A 20,147-nucleotide genomic window follows, 5' to 3' on the forward strand; every position below is an offset into this window, starting at 1 on the left:
GGGCGGTTGCGGCCGATTTGGATGCCCGACCTCGTGTCGGGCTTTTTTTGCCTGCGCTACGCCGCGTGACCGGTCGTGCGGCGCGTCACGCCGCCTTGTCGGCCCGCGCCTTCGTGCCTGCGTCCGCTCGCCGGGTGTTCTTCTTCAGATGCGTGCGGTTGTAGTCGATCGCCGCGCGTACCAGATTCTTCAGTGCCCGCTTGTCGAGCTTGTCGCCTTCGAAGAAATCGATCGCACGCCGCGCATTGCCGTCGAGGCCGTCGTTAAAGAGCTTGTCGGGATCGGGCAACTGCGCGCCGTGCATGAAGGTCAGTTTCACCTTGCCCTTGTGCGCGTTCGCCACCGCAATCATCCCGTCGCACGACCATACGGGGCTGCCCATCCATTTCCATTCCTCGACGATGCCCGCTTGCGCGTCGAGGATCGTCTGGCGCAGGTCGGCGAAGGTCTTGCCGCGCCAGTCGGCGATGCCGGCGATCAGCGCGTCGATACGCTCCGACGGCGTGAGATCCGTTGTGCTCATGCGCGAGCCTCCGTGGCTTCGTCGGGGCGTGCCAGCACCTGTTCGAGCGAGTCGAAGAAGCGGACCCAGCCGTGCTGCGCACCGCGGTACGCCTGCTCCTGGTCGTGACGGAAGCCGACCTGTTCCATCCGCAGGTGCGTGCCGCGCGGCGTTGGCGTGAGCGTCCACGTGACGACGCTTTCGAGGCCGTACGCGGCCCACGTGTAGGACAGCGTGCGCGGCGGTTCGATCGCCAGCACGGTGCAGTCGACCGAGCCCCAGTCCGCACGGAAGCTGAAGGCGCGGCCCGCGACGGGCTCGAAGTCGCTCTTCATCAGCCACGCCTCGATCAGGTGCGGCTGCGTGAGCGCGCGCCAGATCTTCTCCGGCGGATGAGGCAGCTCCCGGTCGACGACGACGGAGCGCGTTTCGGTGGTGGCCTGGTTCATTACTGGTCCATCCTTTTCAGAAGAGCTTCGAGGGCATCGAACCGGGTCTGCCAGAAGCCGGCCATCTGGCTCGTCCAGTCGATCAACGGGGCCAGCGCTTGAGGCTGCGCGCTGTAGTGCGTCTGCCGGCCTTCGTGACGGTCGCTCACGAGCCCGGCCTGCTTCAGGACGCCCAGATGCTTCGAGACGGCCGGCTGCGAGACGCCCGCATGGGCCGTCAGCGCGGCAACCGTCAGCTCGCCGTCCGCGCACAGCCGCTCGAAGAGCGCGCGGCGCGTGGGATCAGCCAGTGTCCTGAAAAGCATGTCGTGTGCGTTCTGCATGTCCAAATCCATAACCCGATGGTTATGAATTGAAGCATATCCGCTGATCGACGCACGTCAAGGCGGAATCTCGCGAACGACGCCACGCGATCTTGCGCGTGCCCGCTATCCGCCGCGCCGGGGCGTCCACGCCACCGAATTCGAACTTTTCCTCTAATCCGCAATTGCCGCATGCGATCCGAAAGACACCCGCAAGACTGCCGGAAGCACCGTTCCACAGTTCGGGAAACGTTTGCGGTCGAGCGACCCCAATTTTGTGCACGCGCGAATCCGTTCCTGCCGTGTCGCGGCGCTTGACCACATAGTGCGACGCGGCGTGCGACTACGACCGGTCGCGCGCGATGCGTTCACACGGCGATTCGCTCCGCGATCGCGCACGTTCCGGCGTCGCGGCGAGCGACTCGTGCGCGCGAGCGTCGCGCGCCGCTGCGCCGCCGTATCGCGAACCGGTTCCGCTCGCCGCTGCCGCAATTCCCATACGCGCATGACGCAGCACAGGCGTGCACCCGCGCCGATGTCAGAACTGACAGCTATGGAAAATGGCAGCTACCCGAACGGCACCGACGCCCTACGCTCGTCACCGCTCGCGGCCCCACAAGGGCCGGGGGTTCCAGTAACGTCGCCTCTCCTAAAAAAGGACTCCCGATGAAAAGGAACACCTGGTTTGCCCTTCCCCTTCCGTCACCCCGCCGCCTCGCGTGCGTGGCACCGTTCGTGTTCGCCGCCGCCGCGGCGCATGCGACGACGGATTGGGTCGATACGCATACGAAGGCCTTTCTGACCGGCCCGCAGTTGATGGCGCGCAGCGCGGCGCCGTCGCTCGAACTGGCAGGCGGTGAAACGACCAACGTCGTCGTCAGCCTGAAACTGCGCAACGCCGCGCAGCTCAAGCAACTGGCGCGCGACGTGAACCGGCCCGGCAGCGCGCATTACCGCCAGTACCTCACGCACGAGCAGTTCCTCGCCAACTACGCGCCGACCGATGCGCAGGTCAAGTCGGTCGTCGACTATCTGCACAAGAGCGGCTTCGTGAACGTCGAGGTCGCGCCGAACCGCCTGCTGGTCTCCGCCAGCGGCACGGCCGCCACGGTGAAGACCGCATTCAACACGTCGCTCGTGCACTTCGACTACGCGGGTCACTCGGGCTTCGCGAACACGTCGACTGCGCAGGTGCCGCGCGCGCTCGGCGACGTCGTCGGCTCGGTGCTCGGGCTGCAGAACGTTGCACACGCGCGGCCGCTGCTGCGCATCGGCAACGTGTCGAAGCCGCAGGCGCTGGCAGCCGGCACGGCGACCGGCCACTATCCGAAGGAATTCCCGGGCCTCTACAACGCAACCGGCGTGCCGACCGCAGCCGGCGTCACCGTCGGCATCATCACGATCGGCGGCGTGTCGCAGACGCTGCAGGACCTGAAGCAGTTCACGTCGAGCAACGGCTACGGCGCGGTGTCGACGCAGACCATCAAGACGAACGGCACCGGCGGCAGCTACACCGATGACCAGGAAGGTCAGGGCGAATGGGATCTCGACAGCCAGTCGATCGTCGGCTCGGCCGGCGGCCAGGTCGGCAAGCTCGTGTTCTACATGGCCGACCTCAATGCGAGCGGCAACACGGGCCTCACGCAGGCGTTCAACCGCGCGGTGTCGGACAACACCGCGAAGGTGATCAACGTATCGCTCGGCTGGTGCGAGACCGACGCGAGCGCGGACGGCACGCTCGACGCTGAGGAACAGATCTTCACGACCGCCGCGGCGCAAGGCCAGACGTTCTCCGTTTCGTCGGGTGACGAAGGCGTGTACGAGTGCAACAACCGCGGCTATCCGGACGGCTCGAACTACACGGTGTCGTGGCCGGCATCGTCGCCGCACGTGCTCGCGATCGGCGGCACGACGCTCTACACGACGTCGTCGGGCGCGTTCTCGAGCGAGACGGTGTGGAACGAAGGGCTCGACGGCAACGGCAAGCTGTGGGCGACGGGCGGCGGCGTCAGCACGATCCTGCCCGCGCCGTCGTGGCAGTCGGGCAGCAACCGCCAGTTGCCGGATGTCGCGTTCGACGCCGCGCAAAGCACCGGCGCGTACATCTACAACTACGGCCAGTTGCAGCAGATCGGCGGCACGAGCCTCGCCGCGCCGATCTTCACCGGCCTCTGGGCGCGCCTGCTCGCAGCGAACGGCACGGGCCTCGGCTTCCCGGCCGGCAAGTTCTACGCCGACATTCCGTCGAACCCGTCGCTCGTGCGCTACGACGTGGTGTCGGGAAACAACGGCTATCAGGGGTATGGCTACAACGCAGGCACTGGCTGGGATTACACGACCGGCTTCGGCAGCCTGAACATCGCGAACCTCAACCAGCTGATCAAGTCGGGCGGGTTCTAAGCGAAGCGTGAAGGCCGGCGCGTGGCGGTGTTCTGCCGCGCGCCGGCTCGAGACGTTCCCGCGATCGTCGTTCGGCCATCGGCTTGCGCCGCAACCGCGCGCCACCCTACTCCGTCGCCTGCTCGCCCACGCGCTCCGACGCGGCCGGCACACCGGCCCGATGCGACGGCGCAAAGAGCCGCAATCCGCTGGCGACACTCGCGGCCCCGGCGAAGCCCGCGCCGAGCATCAGCGCGAGCGTCGGCCCGTGGCGCCCCGCGATCCCGAACGACAGCGCGACGAGTGCCGCGCCCGTCGCCTGCCCGATCAGCCGCGCGGTCGCGATGATCCCGCTCGCGCCGCCGCTGCGCTCGGGCGGTGCGCTCGACATCAGCGCCTTCAGGTTCGGCGACTGGAAGAAACCGAAGCCCGCGCCGCACAGCATCATCCGCCAGCCGATGTCGATGACGCCGGGCGCCGCCGGCAACGCGGCGAGCGACACCATGCCCGCGCTCAGCAACGCCAGACCGATCGCGCCGAGCAGGCCCGGCGGATAGCGATCCGACAAGCGCCCCGCGATCGGCGCGGCGAGCGCGACGATCGCCGACCATGGCGTCATCAGGAAGCCCGTCTCGACCGCATTGCGATGCAGGACGGTTTCGAAATAGAACGGCAGCGACACGAACGCGAGCCCCTGTGCAGCGAACGCGCACACCGCGGTCAGCGCGGACAGCGTGAACACCGGCCGGCGAAACAGGTCGACCGGCAGCATCGGCGCCGGGTGCCCGGCCTGACGGCGAATCAGCAGCCAGCCGAAGGTGAGCGCGACCGCGGCCGCCGCGAACACGATGGAAAGCGGCCCGCGCTGCGCGAACTCGCCGAGCGCGAAGATCAGCGACGCGAACGTGATCACGTTGAACAGCGCCGCGACCGGATCGAACGCATGCTTGCCGCGCGCCGTCTGCGGCAGCGACGGAATCGCCACGGCAAGCGCGAACACGCCGAGCGGCACGTTCACCGCGAACAGCCACGGCCATGCGGCGACCGACAGGATCAGCGAAGCGATGGTCGGCCCCACCGCGAACGACACGCCGACCACGAGCGCGTTGAAGCCGACGCCACGCCCGAGCCGGTGCGCGGGAAACAGGCCGCGGATCAGCGCGACGTTCACGCTCATGATCGCGCTCGCACCGAAGCCCTGCACGATCCGCGCGGCCGTCAGCATCGGCAGCGTCGACGCGAGCGAGCAGCCGAGCGACGCCACCGTGAACACCGCGAGCCCGGCGACATACACGCGCTTGTGGCCGACGATATCGCCGAGCGACGCGAACGGCAGCAGCGTCGCGACCATCGCGAGCTGGTACGCGTTGATGATCCAGACAGACGCGGCCGGCGACGCATGCAGGTCGGCGGCAATCGCGGGCAGCGCGGTGTTCGCGATCGCGGTGTCGAGCGTCGCGAGCGCGACGGCGAGCAGCACGGCGGACATCGCGCGCCAGTTGACGGCCGGCTCATGCGCGCCGGCGGGGGAAGCGAATTCGGACAAGATGAGGCTCGGCTGACGAGCGACGCGTTGCGCCGCGTCGCGGATTGGACTCGCGGCGGCGTTCCGGACGCACCGCACGGAACGCGCGCCGCCGCGCCCCGTATTGTTGCAGAGCCGCATCGAACGTGCAGGCGGCCGCCTCGTCAGTCAGCGAAATGAAAGCAAATGCATGGCCGCGCAGGATGCACGGCCACGCAGGCTCGCCGCGTCAGCTCACCGCGCGCCGCGCATTACGACCGCGCAGCCATTCGAGCGCCAGCAGCAGGCTCGTCGAGAAGATGATCAGGATCGTTGCGAGCGCAGCGATCGTCGGGCTGATGTTCTCGCGGATGCCGGTGAACATCTGGCGCGGCAGCGTCGTCTGGTCGGCGCCCGCGAGGAACAGCGTGACGACGACTTCGTCGAACGACGTCGCGAACGCGAACAGCGCGCCGGACATCACGCCCGGTGCGATCACCGGCAGCGTCACGCGGAAGAACGTCGACACCGGATTCGCGCCGAGCGACAGGCTCGCGCGCACGAGGTTCTGGTTGAAGCCCTGCAGGGTTGCCGCCACCGTCGTCACGACGAACGGCACGCCGAGCGCCGCGTGCGCCGCGATCAGCCCCGTGTAGGTGTTCGCGAGCCCGAGCGGCGCGAAGAACAGGTACATGCCGACACCGACCACGACGACCGGCACGATCATCGGCGACAGCAGCACGGCCATCAGCAGCCCCTTGCCGCGGAAGTCGGCCTTCGTGAGGCCGATCGCGGCGAGCGTGCCGAGCACGGTCGCGACGACGGTCGCCGACGGCGCGACGATGAAGCTGTTCTTCGCGGCCATCCGCCACTCGTCCGATGCGATCAGGTTCTCGTACCAGCGCATCGAGAAGCCCGGGATCGGATAGACGAGGAACGTGCTCGACGAGAACGACAGCGGCACGATCGCGAGCACCGGCAGGATCAGGTACAGCAGCGTCAGCACGACGAGCACGCGCAATGCGACGTACCACGCGCGCTCGACGAACGACATGTGCGGCGCGAACAGCGGCCTGGCGAGTTTCATGGTTCGAATCCCCTTCCCGTTTCGTTGCACGCGGCGCTCAGCCGAGGCTCACGTTGGTGCGCGTGAAGCGCCCGTACACCGCGTACAGCACGAGCGTCGCCGCGAGCAGCAGCCCGCCGAGCGCGCACGCCATACCCCAGTTGATCGTCACGTTCGTGAAGTACGCAACGTAGTAGCTGACCATCTGGTCGTTCGGCCCGCCGAGCAGCGCGGGCGTGATGTAGTAGCCGATCGCGAGAATGAACACGAGCAATGCACCCGCGCCGACGCCCGGGTAGGTCTGCGGCACGTACACGCGCCAGAACGCGGCGAACGGATGGCTGCCGAGCGACACGGCCGCGCGCTGGTAGGTCGGCGGAATCGACTTCATCACGCTGTACAGCGGCAGGATCATGAATGGCAGCAGGATGTGCGTCATCGAGATATACACGCCGACGCGGTTGAACAGCAGCGTCAGCGGATGCGAGATCAGCCCGCTGCCGATCAGCGCCGTATTGATGAGCCCTTCGCTCTGCAGCAGCACGATCCACGCGGCGACGCGCACGAGCACCGACGTCCAGAACGGAATCAGCACGAGGATCATCACGAGGTTCGCGCGCCGCTCCGACAGCGTCGAGATCCAGTATGCGAGCGGATAGCCGAGCAGCAGCGCGAACAGCGTGACGGCGACGCCGATCACGAACGTGCGGCCGAAGATCGCGAGATAGATCGACTGGTCGGGGTCGGCCTGCACGATGTGGCCGAAGCCGTCCTGCTTGTGGTCGAGCGCGGCGAGCAGGTAGAACGGCGAATACGCGCTGCCGTTCTTCGCGATCGCCTGCCAGTAGGCGGCGTCGCCCCAGCGCGAATCGAGCTCGACCAGCTTGTCGCGCGTCTGCGCGGGCGTCAGTGCCGCGTCGCCAGCCCCACCCTCGCCCCTCAGCGGCATCGCGCGCGCCGTCTTCGCGACGAGCGAGCGATAGCCTGGAATCTCGGTGTTCAACCGCCGCGCGAGCGCACCCATCGCCTCGCTGTCGGCCACCTTCGTCATGTCGGCCGCGAGTGCGACATACGCGGCGTCGGCCGGCGGCGCCTTGCGGTCCCAACTCGACAGCGCCCTGACCGTGTTCGGCAGCGCTGCGGCGATCTCGGGGTTCTGCACCGCGCGCGTGAGCAGCGCGCCGATCGGCACGACGAAAATCAGCAGCAGGAAAATCGCGAGCGGCGCGACCAGCAGCAGTGCCATCGTGCGCTTGCGGGCCTCGGCGGCCTTCAGCTCGCGCTTGAGCGCGGCGTTCGACGGCGAGGAAGGCGCGATCGTCATCGTATTCAACGGTTCTCTCCGGCCGGGCACGATCCGGCGGAAGGCCGCGCGACACGATCGACGCGTCGCACGGCCGGTTGCATCAGGATGCCTGAACGACGGTTACTTCGTCGCCCACGCGGCGAAACGCTGCTCGAGCTCGTCGCTGTGGTCGGTCCAGAAGCCGATGTCTTCCAGCACCGCGTTCTTGCCGTTGGCCGGCGAGTTCGGCAGGTTCGCGAGCGTCTTCGCGTCGAGCGACTTGATCGCCGCGATGTTGGTCGGGCCGTACGCGATGTGCTGCGCGTAGCCCTGCTGCGGCTTCGGCGTCAGCGTGTACGCGATGTACTGCTCGGCCAGCGCCTTGTTCGGCGAGCCCTTCGGAATCGCCCAGTAGTCGAGGTCGTAGATGCTGCCGTTCCACACGACCTTCAGGTTCTTGCCTTCCTTCTGCGCGGCGTCGATGCGGCCGTTGTACGCGGTCGACATCACGACGTCCCCGGCCACGAGGAACTGCGGCGGCTGCGCGCCCGCTTCCCACCACTGGATGTACGGCTTCAGCTCGTCGAGCTTCTTGAACGCGCGGTCCTGGCCGGCCTTCGTGCCGAGCACCTTGTACACGTCCTTCGGCGCGACGCCGTCGGCCATCAGCGCGAATTCGAGGTTGTAGCGCGCGCCCTTGCGCATGCCGCGCTTGCCGGGGAATTTCTTCACGTTCCAGAAATCGGCCCAGCCGGTCGGCGCCGATTTCAGCTTGTCCGCGTTGTACGACAGCGCCGTCGACCACACGAAGAAGCCGACGCCGCACACCTGCGGCGACTCCGGAATCAGGTCGGATTTCTTCGCGATCTTCGACCAGTCGAGCTTCTCGTACAGCCCTTCGTCGCAGCCGCGGTTCAGGTCGCCCGATTCGACTTCGACCACGTCCCAGTTGACGTGCTTCGCCTCGACCATCGCCTTCACTTTCGCCTGCTCGCCGTTGTATTCGACGGCCGTGACCTTGTTGCCGGTCGCCTTCTCGAACGGCTGGTTGAACGCGGCCTTCTGTGCGTCGCCGTTCGCGCCGCCGAAGTTGACGACCGTGAGTTCGGCAGCCGATGCCGATGCGCCGACGACGGCGAGCGCCAATGCCAGCGCGGTGCGCCGTGCGGTAATGCGTGCTCGGTTCATGGTGGTTCCTCTCCTCTCGTGGTGGAAGTGGGCAGTTGTTGTTGACGACGTGCTACGGAAAATCGGGAAAACCCTGCTCAAGCGAACACGCGCAGGTGTTCGGGCGAGAACGCGAGCGCGACCGGCGCGCCGGGCGAGAACGCATCGAGCGCGCCGGTGCCGAGCGGCACCTTCACGAAGCATTCGTCCTGGCCGGGCAGCGCGCAGCGCATGCGCACGTGGTCGCCGAAATAGATGAGGCTGCGCGCCTCGCCGCTCAGCTGGTTGGCGGCCGCGCCGTTCGCGTGTCCGTTCGCGCCGTGCGCGGCGAGGCTCATGCGTTCGGGGCGGATGCACGCGACGGCCGGCGCCCCCTCGGCCGCCTCGCCGATGCGGCGGCCGACGAGCCTGGTGCCGTCGTCGAGCCTGAATTCGCAGAATTCGCCGTCGACGCGCGCGATGGTGCCGCGCAGCCGGTTGCTGTCGCCGATGAAGTTCGCGACGAATTCGTTGCACGGCGATTCGTACAGGCGGTCGACGGTGTCGAGCTGCTGCACGATGCCCTTGTCGAACACGGCGACGCGATCGGACATCGTCAGCGCCTCGCCCTGGTCGTGCGTCACGTACACGAAGGTCACGCCGAGTTTTTCGTGCAGCGCCTTCAGTTCGTACTGCATGTGTTCGCGCAACTGCTTGTCGAGCGCGCCGAGCGGCTCGTCCATCAGCACCAGCTTCGGCTCGAACACGAGCGCGCGCGCCAGCGCGATGCGCTGCTGCTGGCCGCCCGACAGCTGCGCCGGGTAGCGCTTCGCGAAGCGCTCCATCTGCACCATCTTCAGCGCGTGCGCGACGCGTTCCGCGCGCTCGGCCGCCGGCAGCTTGCGCACGGTCAGCGGATACGCGACGTTCTGCTCGACCGTCAGGTGCGGAAACAGCGCGTAGTTCTGGAACACCATGCCGATGTTGCGCTTGTGCGGCGGCACGTTGTTCAGCAGCTCGCCGTCGAGGCGGATCTCGCCGCCGGTCGGGAATTCGAAGCCGGCCAGCATCATCAGGCAGGTGGTCTTGCCCGAGCCGGACGGCCCGAGCAGCGTCAGGAATTCCCCGCGGTGGATATCGAGGTCGAGCGATTTGACGACCAGCGTCTCGCCGTCGTAGGTCTTCCGCACGCCGCGAAAGCTGACGATCACATCATCGGACTTCATCGTGGCTGTCCCCTTGCTTCGCGACAATTGATTTTGAGATGCGAGCCACTATACGGCGCCCACGGTTCTACAATAGGGAACCATTTCAATATTACTAGTAGGACCACTTTGGATACCGTGATCCTCGCCGACTGGCTCTCCGCCCGCCTCGACCGCAGCTCGCCCGAGCCGATGTACCGGCAGTTGCTGCAGCAGATGCAGCAGGCCATCCTGACCGGGGAATTGGGGCCAGGAACGAAGCTGCCGAGTTCGCGCACGCTCGCGGCCGACCTGTCGATCGCGCGCAATACCGTGCTGCACGTGTACGACCAGCTGACGGCCGAAGGTTACGTGCTGACGACCACCGGCAGCGGCACCTACGTGGCCGACACGCGGCCGGATGCCGCGGCGATCCACGTGCCGGGCGCCGTGCCGCCGCCGTCGAGCGCCGATGAACCGCCGCTGCCGGACGCGCAGGGCGGCCTGTCGATGCGCGGCCGCCAACTGATCGAGCATGCGGGCGTGTCGCGGCGCCAGTGGGGCGCGTTCATGCCGGGCGTGCCGGACGTGTCGGAATTCCCGAGCCGGACGTGGAGCCGCCTGCAGGCGCGGCTGTGGAAGGAAGCGAATCCCGAGCTGCTGACCTATGCGCCGGGCGGCGGCTACCGGCCGTTGCGGCGCGCACTCGCCGATTACCTGCGCGTCGCGCGCTCGGTCAAATGCACGCCGGACCAGGTGATCATCACGACGGGCATCCACCAGTCGATCGATCTCGCGGTGCGGCTGCTGTCCGACATCGGCGATCGCGCATGGGTCGAGGAGCCGTGCTACTGGGGCGTACGCAGCGTATTGCAGGCGGCCGGCCTCACGCTGACGCCGGTGCCGGTCGACCAGGAAGGGCTCGACCCACGTGCCAGCGACATGCAGCATCCGCCGCGGCTCGTGCTCGTCACGCCGTCGCATCAGTACCCGCTCGGGATGGTGATGAGCCTCGCGCGTCGCCGGATGCTGCTCGAATACGCGCGCCAGCACCGCTGCTGGATCATCGAGGACGACTACGACAGCGAGTTCCGCTACGGCAGCCGCCCGCTCGCATCACTGCAGGGGCTCGACGATGGCGGCCGCGTGATCTACGTCGGCAGCCTCGGCAAGATGCTGTTCCCGGGGCTGCGGATGGGCTACATGGTCGTGCCCGAGCATCTGGTCGACACGTTCCGCACCGGGCTGTCGGAGTTGTACCGCGAGGGCCAGCTGATGCAGCAGGCCGTGCTCGCCGAATTCATCATGGACGGCCACCTGACTTCGCACGTCAGACGAATGCGCACGCTGTACGGCGAGCGCCGGCAACTGATGATCGACGCGATCCGCGCGCGTTTCGGCGACGCGCTGCCCGTGATGGGCGACGAGGCAGGCCTGCATCTCGTGCTTGGCCTGCCCGACGCCTGCGACGATCGCGCGGTCACGCAGAGCGCGTTCGATGCGGGCGTGATCGTGCGCCCGCTCACCAGCTATTACAGCAGCCTCGACACCGCGCGGCGCGGCCTGCTGCTCGGCTATGCGTGCGTCCCGCACGAAGGCATCGGCCCCGCGTTCGACACGCTCGCGAACACCATCGAGCGACACCTGCCGCAGGACCTCACGCGCGCGGCATAGCGGCGCTCATGCGCCGCGCCGCCCGCGCTTCTCACCTTACCGCGCGCTGCCCGCCCCGCGATCGAGCGATGCCGCACGCACCGCTTCGCCGGGCCTCGTGAACACGCGCTGCCGCAGCGCGGCGATCTGCGCGTCGCGATCCTGCGGCGTCAGGCCCGCCGACTCGATCTGCGTACGCTGCGCCGCATAGTCCGCATAGCGGCTCTGCCACGACGCGTCGTCCTGCTGCAGCTGCGCGACGCGCGCGGCGGCTTCGGGGCCGAGCGTCTGCGTCAGTTGCGCGCGCATCGCATCGGGCGTCGCCCCGCTCTTCTGCAACTGCGCGATCTGGTCGATCGCGGCGCGCTGCTTGTCGATGCGCTGCTGCGCGGCGCGTTCGTCGGCCGGCATCTGCTGTTCGAGCGCAGCGAGCCGCTCGGCCTTCTGCGCATCCGTCAGCGTCCGATCCTGGGTGATCTTCAGCCGCGCGAGATCGTAGCGCTGCCGCCACTGCTCCGCACCGAAAAACGGCTGGCTCCAGTCACCGAGCGTGCGATATGCAATCGACGCGCGCTGGTCGAGCGCGAGCTGCAGTGCGCCGAGGTCGGACTTGTCGACCGCGCCGGCATCGCGCAGTTTCGCGAGTGCGTCGAGATACGCGCGATAGCGATGCCATACGTCGAGCGCCTCGACCTGCGCCACGGTGCCGTCGAGTTGTGCGGCAATCTCGCGCACGACGAACGCATCGAGCGCGGGCCCGCCCAGGTCGCTCTGCGCGGTCAGGCAGTAGTCGAAGAAGTCGCGCACCGCGCGCGACTTCGCGAGATGGCCGCCGGCATCGAGCGGCAACCGGGGCGCGCTGGAGCCGGCCAGCGACGGCGGCGGGCCCGCGCTTGCCGACACGGCGGCCTGCGGCGGTGCGGCAGCCAATCCGCCTGCCGCCGGCACATCCGGCGCATCGCCGCCAGCGCCCGTCCCGCGATGCCGGCTCGCACCGCTCCACATCGCCACGCCGGCAATCGCCGCCAGCCCCACGACACCATAAATCATGGCGCGCCGCGCCAGCGGCGCGCGTCCTTCACGTACCGTCATCGATTACACGCCCGCCAGCTTCAGCCGGTTCGCATGCGTGCGGATCACCGCGACCGGATCTTCCGCATACGCACCGCGCACGCCGAGCAGCTGGTTGACCTCGTCGAGGTGGTTCCACTTGTAGCTCGTGCTCAGCACCTTGCCGTACAGCGCACTGCACTTCGACACGAGCCCGTCGTTCTGCCCGGAGCCGCGGTTGATCATCACCGTGCCGGTGCCGAGCAGCGCGAGCGTCGACAGATCGAGTGCGTTCGCCGGATCGACGACCGGAATGGTGCTCGTATCCGTCGCCCCCGTGACGCCGAACAGCGAGAGCGTCGGCTGGATCGCCGTGCCGGCCCACGAGTACAGCAGATGCGTGTTGCCGCCGACGGTTTCGGTCGGCGCACCGGTCTGGCAACTGCCCGGCGCACCCAGGCCCGCGCTCGGGTAGTTCTGGTTGTATGTGGCGGCCCGTGCGGTGGTCAGCGTCTGCAGCGCGGCGAGCGCGTCCTGGTTCGTGTTGTGGCTGCTGCTCGTCAGGATCCCGAACACATTGACGAACGCGGCGATCACCGAAGACGAAAGCCCGGTCGGATCGTACGCAAGCACGTTCTGCACGAAGTCGGCGAACTCGGAGCCGCGATGCGGCGTGCCGATCGTCGTCACCGACGCGACGAGATCGGGCGCGACGGCCGCGACATAGCGAGACGTGAGCCCGCCCTGGCTGTGGCCGACGAGATTGACCTTGGTCGCCCCCGTCGCCGCGAGCACCGTCTTCACGTAAGCGAGCAACTGTTCGCCGCGCCCGCTCGGGCCGTCGTCGCTCTGGAACCCCGACAGGTTCGCGACGTAGACGGTCGCCCCGTTCTGTTGCAGGTCCTCCTGGATCCCGTACCAATACTCGAGCACGCCGGCGTACTTGTCGGTACCTGTGAGCCCATGCACGAGGATGATCGGATAACGCGTCGCCGCGTAGCCATCGGCGGGCGCGGTCGCCGCCATCGCCGCTTGCGTCGTCGCGAGCGTCATTGCCGCAGTCGTCCCCGCGAACGGCGCGATGCTCATCGCGCATGCCACTGCCCCTGCCACCACCCTGGAACGCATCGTATTGGCCATGCATGTTCTCCTGATTATTGTGCTGCCGGTGCGAATGAAGCCGAATCGACACGCACTATGCGTCGCCAGCATCGCGACCACCGTGTGCGTCGAATGCGGGAGTGAATCACGAGTCGCGAACGTTTGCGCCCTGACTAGACACGGTTCTCTAATCGGTTGACGCGCCCCGCCCGTTCGGGCGGGGCCGCGTTCATGCATGCGCATGCTGCAATGCACACGCGCGATGCGCTACAACTTCGCACTCACGCGCACCCACGCGGTCCGGCCCGGCTCCATCACCGGCGCGTTCGCCGGATAGCCGAATCCCGCGTTGCCGGCGAGGTTCAGGTGCTCGGTGTAGGCCTTGTTCAGCACGTTGTCGACGCCGACCGAGATCTGCACGGTCTTGCTGACGTTGTATTGCGTATGCAGCGAGAGCACACCGAATCCGGCGCTCGGGCCGAAGTCCTTGCCGACCACGTTGCCCTCGTTCAGCGCATAGCGGTGCTGCGGCGCAACGATGCGCCACTGCCCCCCTGCCGACCACACACCACGCGTGTATTCGACCCCGATGCGCGCCTCGAGCGGCGGCATCTGCGGCAACGGATCGCCGGTTGCGACGTTGCGCCCCCATGCATACGCGAGCGACGTCTCGACGCGCAGCGGCGAAACCGGTTTCCACGACACGCCCGCTTCGCCACCCATGATCTGCGCGTTGACGTTGGTTGCCTGCGTGGTCGGGCCCATCATGCCGGCCGCGTAGTTGAACAGGATGAAGTCCTGAACATAACCCGCATACGCCGACACCCATGCATCGAGCCGGTCGCTCTTGTATTGCGCACCGATGTCGAGCTGCGTGGTCTTCTCCGGCTGCACCGCCGAAAACGCGTTGACCGAACCGGCGGGCCCGCGCTTCGCGGAAAACAGCTCCCAGTAGTCGGGATAGCGCTCCGTATGGCCGACGCCCGCGTACCACGTGACCGGCAGCGACGCGAGATCGCGCTCGTAGCGGACGAAACCGCTCGGCAGCACGCGCGTGCGATCGTCGTCGAAGGTCGGGTTCGGCATGCTCTTCATCATGCCGCTCGTCGTCGCGCGCTTGTCGCGTGCGCTCGCATAGTCGACACGCGCGCCGCCGATCACGCGCGACACGTCGCTCGCGTGCCACGTCAACTCGCCGAACACGCCTGCGTTCCACATCGTCGCCTGCGCATTCCATGGCTTGTCGCCGTAGTTCTGCCGCCCCATCGCCGAGCGCGAGTCGAGCCGGTTCGATTGCGCATCGACGCCCGTCACGAGCTTGAAGTCGTCGGCAAGACGGAACGTCGCGGCCGCGCGCGCGCCGAACGTGCGACGCCGCACTTCCGACGCCATCCGCATCGGCATGCTGCTGGTCGGGTCCGGTTGCCGCAGCGTAGTGTTGTCCATCACGTGATCGGCTTCGTTGTAGTACACGCGCGCTTCGATCCGGTCGAGCACGTCGCCGAGATGCCGCTTGTCGAACGACAGGCCGAACGTCTCGCGGCGGAAATGCGCGCCATCCATCCCGCGCCCCGCGTAGCGCGCATAGCCGTCGCCGGTGCCGGCGGTCAGCTCGACGCGCGTGTGGTCGTCCGGCGTCCAGCCGAGCGCCGCATCGGCATTCCACTTGTCCCACTGCGACGGCACGGTGTTGCCGTTGCCGTCCTTGTAGTCCTGCGAATGCGCGTGGTTCGCGGTCACGCGGCCATAGACGTCCGGCGTGCCGGCCGTCACGTCGATGTTCTGGTCGGTGCGGCCGAACGACCCGCCAACCAGGCTGCCGTCGAAGCGCATGCCTGGCTTGTCGAAGCGCGGCGTCACGCGCTCGAACATCACGGTGCCGGCCGACGCGCCGGGACCGTACAGCACCGTCTGCGGCCCCTTCACGACGGTGACCTTGTCATAGCTTTCCGGCGCGATATACGACGTCGGCGCATCCATCCGGCCCGGACATGCGCCGAGCGTCGACATCCCGTTCGCCAGGATGTTCAGCCGCGAGCCGAACATCCCGCGCAGCACGAGGTCGCCGTTGGTGCCGCCGCTGCGGATCGACGTGAAGCCGGGGATCGTTTTCAGGTAATCCGCGCCGTCGCTGGCGGGCAGCGGCTGGCGCGGGGTCTTCGGATCGGTGACGACGACGAGCGGCGTCGACAGCGGCGATGCGACGACTTCGATGGCCGGCAGCGGCGCGGCCGTCTCGTCGGTCGGCGCGCCGGATGCGCGCGCCGTTTCGGCGGCCGCGGCGCTCGCGGCCAATGCGCCGACAGCGAGCGCGGGAACGGTGAGTTTCAGCACGCGCGGCATGCGCCGCGCACAGGCATTGCGTGACGCCCGCGGCGCACGCAACTGGAAAATGGTCATGATCGAAAGCCCGAGTGACGCCCTCCACGCGGCCTCGACGGACCGCACGGATATCGGCGATGAATGGAACGGAAACAGCGCGTCAGGCGCGCTCGGGCGGGGCGCGCGGGTATGCGCGCGGATAGCGGTCGGCGTGCGCCGCGACGGCAGGCGGCGCGACGGCGGAAACGGCAACGAAGGAAACGGCAGCGAGTGCTGCGGCGGCTGGCCCGCCGATCGCGGGGCTGTGCGCGAAGAAACCGCAGTAGCCGCACGCATCGAGATGCAACGCATGATCGTGCATGCGGCCCGCATCGGGCGACGGGTGCGCACCATGCTCCGTACTGCAGACGATTGCGTCGGGCGTGGCCGCCTGCGCGACGCGCCACTGCGACACCAGCGGCGCCGCGATCGCGAACCAGATCGCGAGCACGCCAAGCCAGGCGGTCAGGTGACGATGTCGGTGCAGCATGCTCGGCAACGAGTAAGCGGAATGTAAAAACAGCCGAGATGTTACAGAATGTTCAACGCGATGGCCAGCGCGGATGGCGGTAAACGAACCGGGGGCGCATGGTTGTCAACACAACCATGCGCCCCCGCCTGCTGCATGCTTGCGGAACGTGCCGCTCAGGGCACCATGCGCCGCAGCACGTCATCGCGCCGGATGAAATGATGGTAAAGCGCGGCCAGCGCGTGCAGGCCGATCACGAAGTAGAACGCGTTGCCGATCAGCTCGTGCGCTGCCTTGATCGTCGGCCGCAGCGCCTTGTCGGGGCCGAACAGCGTGAACGAGATGCCGAGCCAGTCGAGCGACACCGGCTTGCCGCCCAGGTTGATCATCATGATGCCGAGCAGCGGCTGCGCAATGATGAACACGTAGAGCGCGAGATGCGCGAGCTTCGAGAGCCAGCGCAGCAGCGCCGCTTGCGCAATGGCCTGCGGCACCCGGCTGACGGCTCGCCACAGCACGCGCAGCACCGACAGCACGAGCACGAGCGTGCCCGCGGTGAGATGCACGTTCATCCAGAACACCCGGCTGTCGCTGCCTTTCGGCCCGCGGATCTCGATGGCCAGGTAGGCCAGCGCCACCAGCAGGAAGACGGCCCAGTGGAAGAAGATCGCGGGCGAGCTGTAGCGCGTCTGTTTCGCGAGGATGTTTCTCATGCTTCGTCTCGTGTGGTATGCGGGGAGGGGCGCATGCAGCCACCGGCCGGCGCCCGGCAAAACTGCCCCGATTGTAGCCGCACGGGCACCCGGTTTTGCACGACGCGCGCAAATATCCGACGAATCGTCCACGCGCGCCGCTCAGCGCACCATATGGAAAGTCCGCATCGCGCGCCCGGACGGCTGTGGCACGATGAAGCTTTGGTGCGACGGCGCGCGGGCATCATGAGCAAGGCGTTCTTCGTTGCGGCCTATCGGCTGACCGCCGCGTTGCTCGCGGTATCCACCACGCTGCACAGCGTCGCCGACTACTGGCACCTGCCGGGCTTTCATCTCGGCAACTACCTCAGCTACTTCACGCAACTGAGCAGCCTCTATGCGGCCGCGATGCTCGCCGTCGGGCTCTGGCGTATCGCGCGCCCCGGCTCGGCCCGCTACGAATCGATGCGCGGCGCCGCGGTGCTGTATGTATTGATCACCGCAATCGTCTACGAACTCCTGCTCGCGCGGCTCGATGCGCTGCACCACGTCACGCCGGCGTTCAACAACTGGGTGCTGCACCGGATCGTGCCGCTCGTCGTGCTGTGCGACTGGCTGTACGTGGAGCCGCGCCTGCCGATCCCGCGGCGCAGCGCGTTCGCGTGGCTCGGCTTCCCGATCGTCTATCTCAGCTATACGCTCGTGCGCGGCTCATTCGAGAACTGGTATCCCTACCCGTTCGTCGATCCGCGGCCGCACGGCTACCTGCCGGTCGCGATTCAGTGTTCGCTGATCGCGCTGGGCGCGGTGGCGCTCGCAATGGGGATACGCTGGCTCGGCAATCACGCGAGGCAACTCGGCGCGGTGACGCTCAGGAAAGGATGAAGGCGGGAGCGTGTGCGCCGCCCGGCGCACACGGGATGAAGCGGACGATCAGCCGCCGTTGCGCGGCAGGAAGTTCATCGGATCGACGACCTTGCCGTTCTGGCGGACTTCGAATTCGAACGTCGAGCGGCCGCTCGCGTCCGCGCCCATTTCGGCGACCGGCTGGCCCTGGCGTACCGCGTCGCCTTCGTTGACGAGCAGCTTGCCGTTGTGTCCGTAGGCCGTGATGAGCCCGTTCTCATGTTTGAGGATCACGAGCGGGCCGTAAGCCTTGACGCCGGACCCGGCGTACACCACGCGCCCGGCCGCCGCGGCCCGCACCGAATGGTCGGGCCCGGATGCGACGATCACGATGCCGCGCGTCTTGCCGGCCGAGAACGGCGTCGCCACGGCACCGGTGGCCGGCCACGCGAGCGAGCCCGGCTGTGCGGCCGCCGCGGGCGGCTGCCCGAGCGACGTCGCGGCAGGCGGTGGCGCGACACGCAGCACCTGGCCGGGATACACGGCATCGGTCGGCGCCATGTGGTTCCAGCTGGCCACGTCCTGCACGCGCTGCCCGTAGGCGTTCGCGACGCCCGCGAGCGTATCGCCCGGATTCACGCGGTAATAGCCGGCGATCACGCCCGGCGTCGCGGCCGACGTGGGTGCCGGCTGACGCGCCGGCTGCCAGCTGTCGGTCCACGGCGTCATCGTGCAGCCCGTCAGCGCGATGGCTGCGGCAACGAGCGCCGCCTGCGGCAGCCAGCGCGTCAGCGCATCGTGGATGGGAATAGTTTCTCTCAAGGGTCCTCCCGGATTTGCGTCGTTGCGCCGCCCACCGCCCCCCGGCGTGCGACGCACGATGTCCGGCCTAACGGCCGGATCAACCAGTATCCGACCGCGCTCGCGGCCGTCAGTTTCCACAGCGGGACGCCGGTGCGAATGGGCTCACCGGCCCCTTTTTCGCGTCGTCCCGACCGGCAAAGATACCATTTGTGGCGGTCAAGGCCGCGTCAGGTGCCTGATCCGGCAACAATCTTGCGGCGTCGCACCGGGGTGCCGGTGGCCTGCAAGCCGCGCCGCGCGGGCCGTCGGGCGGGCTGGGGCGGCGCTTGCGCACGCCGCGCCGCCGTCGCGGGCGGTATCGATCCCGTCACATTCTCCCCGTCGATCGCCACCTATACTCGGTGATGCACTGCGCGATCCAACGACAACGAGGAGCATGACAATGAACAACGCGACGTTTCTTTCCGTGCAGCTCAACGCCGACGACTTCTCCGGTTCCAGCGGCCTGGTCGAATTGCTCAACCGGCACCTGCTGTTCGCGACCGACGTCGCCGAGGCGGCCGATGCGCTCGTCCAGCTGGCGAGCGTCGCGCACATGACCGGGGCCACGCGCCACAGCGTCGAGCTGCCGATCCTCGCGATCGAGCGGCTGCGCGATGCGCTCGACACGTTGAGCGGCTACGACGAAACGTGGCTGCAGGTGCTCGAACCGGCCGAAGCGCTGTGCCGGGGTATCGGGCACCGCCGGCACGCGCTGCACTGAACTGAATTGAACTGAACCGACGGCTGGCGCGACACGTGCGCCGCCAATGAAAACAGCCCGCCGTTCCGCATGTCGGAACGACGGGCTGTTTGTGCTTCCAGGGTCGGATCAGGCCGCCGATGCGGCCGCACCATTAACGACCCTTGTAGATCGGGGCGTCGTCGGCGATACGCTTGACTTGCCAGCCGGTCTTGGCCTTGGCCGGCGCGCCGGATTCTTGCGCGGCAGCCGGTTGCGCGCCGTAGCCGGTCGTGTCGGCAGCGGCGACGTTCTGTTGCGGGTTCAGGCGGGCTTCAGCAGCCTGGATGCCTTCCGGGTAGTTCGTACGGTCGCTGCCCAGCTTGTAGCCGGCCTGTTGCACGGCGACCAGATCGGCCTTCACTTGTGCACGGGTGACGGGCGCGTTCTGTTGGGCGAACGAGACGGCGGGAACGGCGAGGACGGCAGCTGCGGCGAACGTTGCGATCAGCGATTTCATGATTACCTCCGGGATTTTTTTGCTCCGCCGCACACACCATGTCTGCAGCGATGGAACAGAGTTTAGTCCCGGCAGCACCTAGGGAAAACCATGAAACGACGAAAACACTATTT

Annotated in this window: 19 protein-coding genes; 4 read left to right on the plus strand and 15 right to left on the minus strand. The window is 67.7% G+C overall.

Features of this window, described 5'->3' with window-relative positions:
• Positions 1-85: 85 nt before the first annotated feature.
• The 3 genes from CFB47_RS27730 to CFB47_RS27740 are packed head-to-tail and all read right to left on the minus strand — an operon-like array spanning position 86 to position 1,274.
• Positions 86-523, minus strand: a complete 438-nt coding sequence (locus tag CFB47_RS27730; RefSeq protein WP_089457840.1) for a DUF1801 domain-containing protein — start codon at positions 521-523, stop codon at positions 86-88.
• Positions 520-951: an SRPBCC domain-containing protein gene (locus CFB47_RS27735; RefSeq protein ID WP_089457839.1), complete on the minus strand. Its 432-nt coding sequence runs from the start codon at positions 949-951 to the stop codon at positions 520-522. Before CFB47_RS27735 ends, CFB47_RS27730 begins: the two co-directional genes overlap by 4 nt.
• The gene (locus tag CFB47_RS27740; protein WP_089458952.1) at positions 951-1,274 is read right to left on the minus strand and encodes a helix-turn-helix transcriptional regulator; all 324 of its coding nucleotides are present in this window, start codon (positions 1,272-1,274) and stop codon (positions 951-953) included. The genes CFB47_RS27735 and CFB47_RS27740 overlap by 1 nt, the downstream gene beginning before the upstream one ends.
• A 645-nt stretch (positions 1,275-1,919) precedes the next feature.
• On the opposite strand from CFB47_RS27740, the gene CFB47_RS27745 reads away from it, so the two are divergent.
• Positions 1,920-3,653 (plus strand): protease pro-enzyme activation domain-containing protein, encoded by a 1,734-nt coding sequence (locus CFB47_RS27745; RefSeq protein ID WP_089442951.1) that lies wholly within the window; start codon positions 1,920-1,922, stop codon positions 3,651-3,653.
• Positions 3,654-3,759: 106 nt separating this feature from the next.
• Here the strand turns inward: CFB47_RS27745 and CFB47_RS27750 are convergent, their stop codons facing one another.
• The 5 genes from CFB47_RS27750 to CFB47_RS27770 form a co-directional block, all read right to left on the minus strand.
• Positions 3,760-5,178, minus strand: coding sequence for an MFS transporter (locus CFB47_RS27750; RefSeq protein ID WP_089458951.1), 1,419 nt, complete (start codon positions 5,176-5,178; stop codon positions 3,760-3,762).
• Positions 5,179-5,386: 208 nt separating this feature from the next.
• A complete protein-coding gene (locus CFB47_RS27755) occupies positions 5,387-6,223 on the minus strand; it encodes an ABC transporter permease (protein ID WP_027791109.1) in 837 nt (278 codons plus the stop codon).
• Positions 6,224-6,260: 37 nt separating this feature from the next.
• Positions 6,261-7,526 (minus strand): ABC transporter permease, encoded by a 1,266-nt coding sequence (locus tag CFB47_RS27760; RefSeq protein WP_179259025.1) that lies wholly within the window; start codon positions 7,524-7,526, stop codon positions 6,261-6,263.
• Positions 7,527-7,628: 102 nt separating this feature from the next.
• A complete protein-coding gene (locus tag CFB47_RS27765) occupies positions 7,629-8,675 on the minus strand; it encodes an ABC transporter substrate-binding protein (RefSeq protein WP_089462920.1) in 1,047 nt (348 codons plus the stop codon).
• A 77-nt stretch (positions 8,676-8,752) separates the two neighbouring features.
• Positions 8,753-9,859 carry an ABC transporter ATP-binding protein gene (locus CFB47_RS27770; protein ID WP_089462921.1) on the minus strand — a complete coding sequence of 369 codons (1,107 nt, stop codon included), beginning with the start codon at positions 9,857-9,859 and terminating at the stop codon, positions 8,753-8,755.
• 108 nt (positions 9,860-9,967) lie between these two features.
• Here CFB47_RS27770 and CFB47_RS27775 point away from each other — a divergent pair, with 108 nt between their 5' ends.
• A complete protein-coding gene (locus CFB47_RS27775; RefSeq protein ID WP_089457836.1) occupies positions 9,968-11,491 on the plus strand; it encodes a PLP-dependent aminotransferase family protein in 1,524 nt (507 codons plus the stop codon).
• A 36-nt stretch (positions 11,492-11,527) separates the two neighbouring features.
• On the opposite strand, the gene CFB47_RS27780 is transcribed toward CFB47_RS27775, so the two are convergent.
• The 5 genes from CFB47_RS27780 to CFB47_RS27805 all read right to left on the minus strand — a co-directional run bounded on the left by CFB47_RS27780 (position 11,528) and on the right by CFB47_RS27805 (position 17,164).
• Complete coding sequence (locus CFB47_RS27780) at positions 11,528-12,562, minus strand: lipase secretion chaperone (protein ID WP_089462922.1); 1,035 nt, start codon at positions 12,560-12,562, stop codon at positions 11,528-11,530.
• 3 nt (positions 12,563-12,565) lie between these two features.
• On the minus strand, positions 12,566-13,660 hold the full coding sequence (locus CFB47_RS27785; RefSeq protein ID WP_089462923.1) for a triacylglycerol lipase: 1,095 nt from the start codon (positions 13,658-13,660) through the stop codon (positions 12,566-12,568).
• A 228-nt stretch (positions 13,661-13,888) separates the two neighbouring features.
• Positions 13,889-16,021: a TonB-dependent copper receptor gene (locus CFB47_RS27790; RefSeq protein ID WP_089462924.1), complete on the minus strand. Its 2,133-nt coding sequence runs from the start codon at positions 16,019-16,021 to the stop codon at positions 13,889-13,891.
• 82 nt (positions 16,022-16,103) lie between these two features.
• Positions 16,104-16,472, minus strand: a complete 369-nt coding sequence (locus CFB47_RS27800; RefSeq protein WP_089457832.1) for a DUF2946 domain-containing protein — start codon at positions 16,470-16,472, stop codon at positions 16,104-16,106.
• 155 nt (positions 16,473-16,627) lie between these two features.
• Entirely contained in the window at positions 16,628-17,164 is a 537-nt protein-coding gene (locus tag CFB47_RS27805) for a cytochrome b (RefSeq protein WP_089458950.1), read from the minus strand.
• 225 nt (positions 17,165-17,389) lie between these two features.
• Between CFB47_RS27805 and CFB47_RS27810 the strand changes: the two genes are divergently transcribed.
• Positions 17,390-18,028 carry a Pr6Pr family membrane protein gene (locus tag CFB47_RS27810; protein WP_089443373.1) on the plus strand — a complete coding sequence of 213 codons (639 nt, stop codon included), beginning with the start codon at positions 17,390-17,392 and terminating at the stop codon, positions 18,026-18,028.
• Between the two features lie 48 nt (positions 18,029-18,076).
• Here CFB47_RS27810 and CFB47_RS27815 read toward each other — a convergent pair whose 3' ends face one another.
• On the minus strand, positions 18,077-18,811 hold the full coding sequence (locus CFB47_RS27815; RefSeq protein WP_089462925.1) for a peptidoglycan DD-metalloendopeptidase family protein: 735 nt from the start codon (positions 18,809-18,811) through the stop codon (positions 18,077-18,079).
• Positions 18,812-19,235: 424 nt separating this feature from the next.
• On the opposite strand from CFB47_RS27815, the gene CFB47_RS27820 reads away from it, so the two are divergent.
• Positions 19,236-19,556 carry a hypothetical protein gene (locus CFB47_RS27820; RefSeq protein ID WP_089457830.1) on the plus strand — a complete coding sequence of 107 codons (321 nt, stop codon included), beginning with the start codon at positions 19,236-19,238 and terminating at the stop codon, positions 19,554-19,556.
• A 133-nt stretch (positions 19,557-19,689) separates the two neighbouring features.
• On the opposite strand, the gene CFB47_RS27825 is transcribed toward CFB47_RS27820, so the two are convergent.
• On the minus strand, positions 19,690-20,034 hold the full coding sequence (locus CFB47_RS27825) for a DUF4148 domain-containing protein (protein WP_043177725.1): 345 nt from the start codon (positions 20,032-20,034) through the stop codon (positions 19,690-19,692).
• Positions 20,035-20,147 lie beyond the last annotated feature (113 nt).

The organism is Burkholderia sp. AU27893 (assembly GCF_002223205.1).
In the GTDB taxonomy this organism is placed as follows: Bacteria; Pseudomonadota; Gammaproteobacteria; order Burkholderiales; family Burkholderiaceae; genus Burkholderia.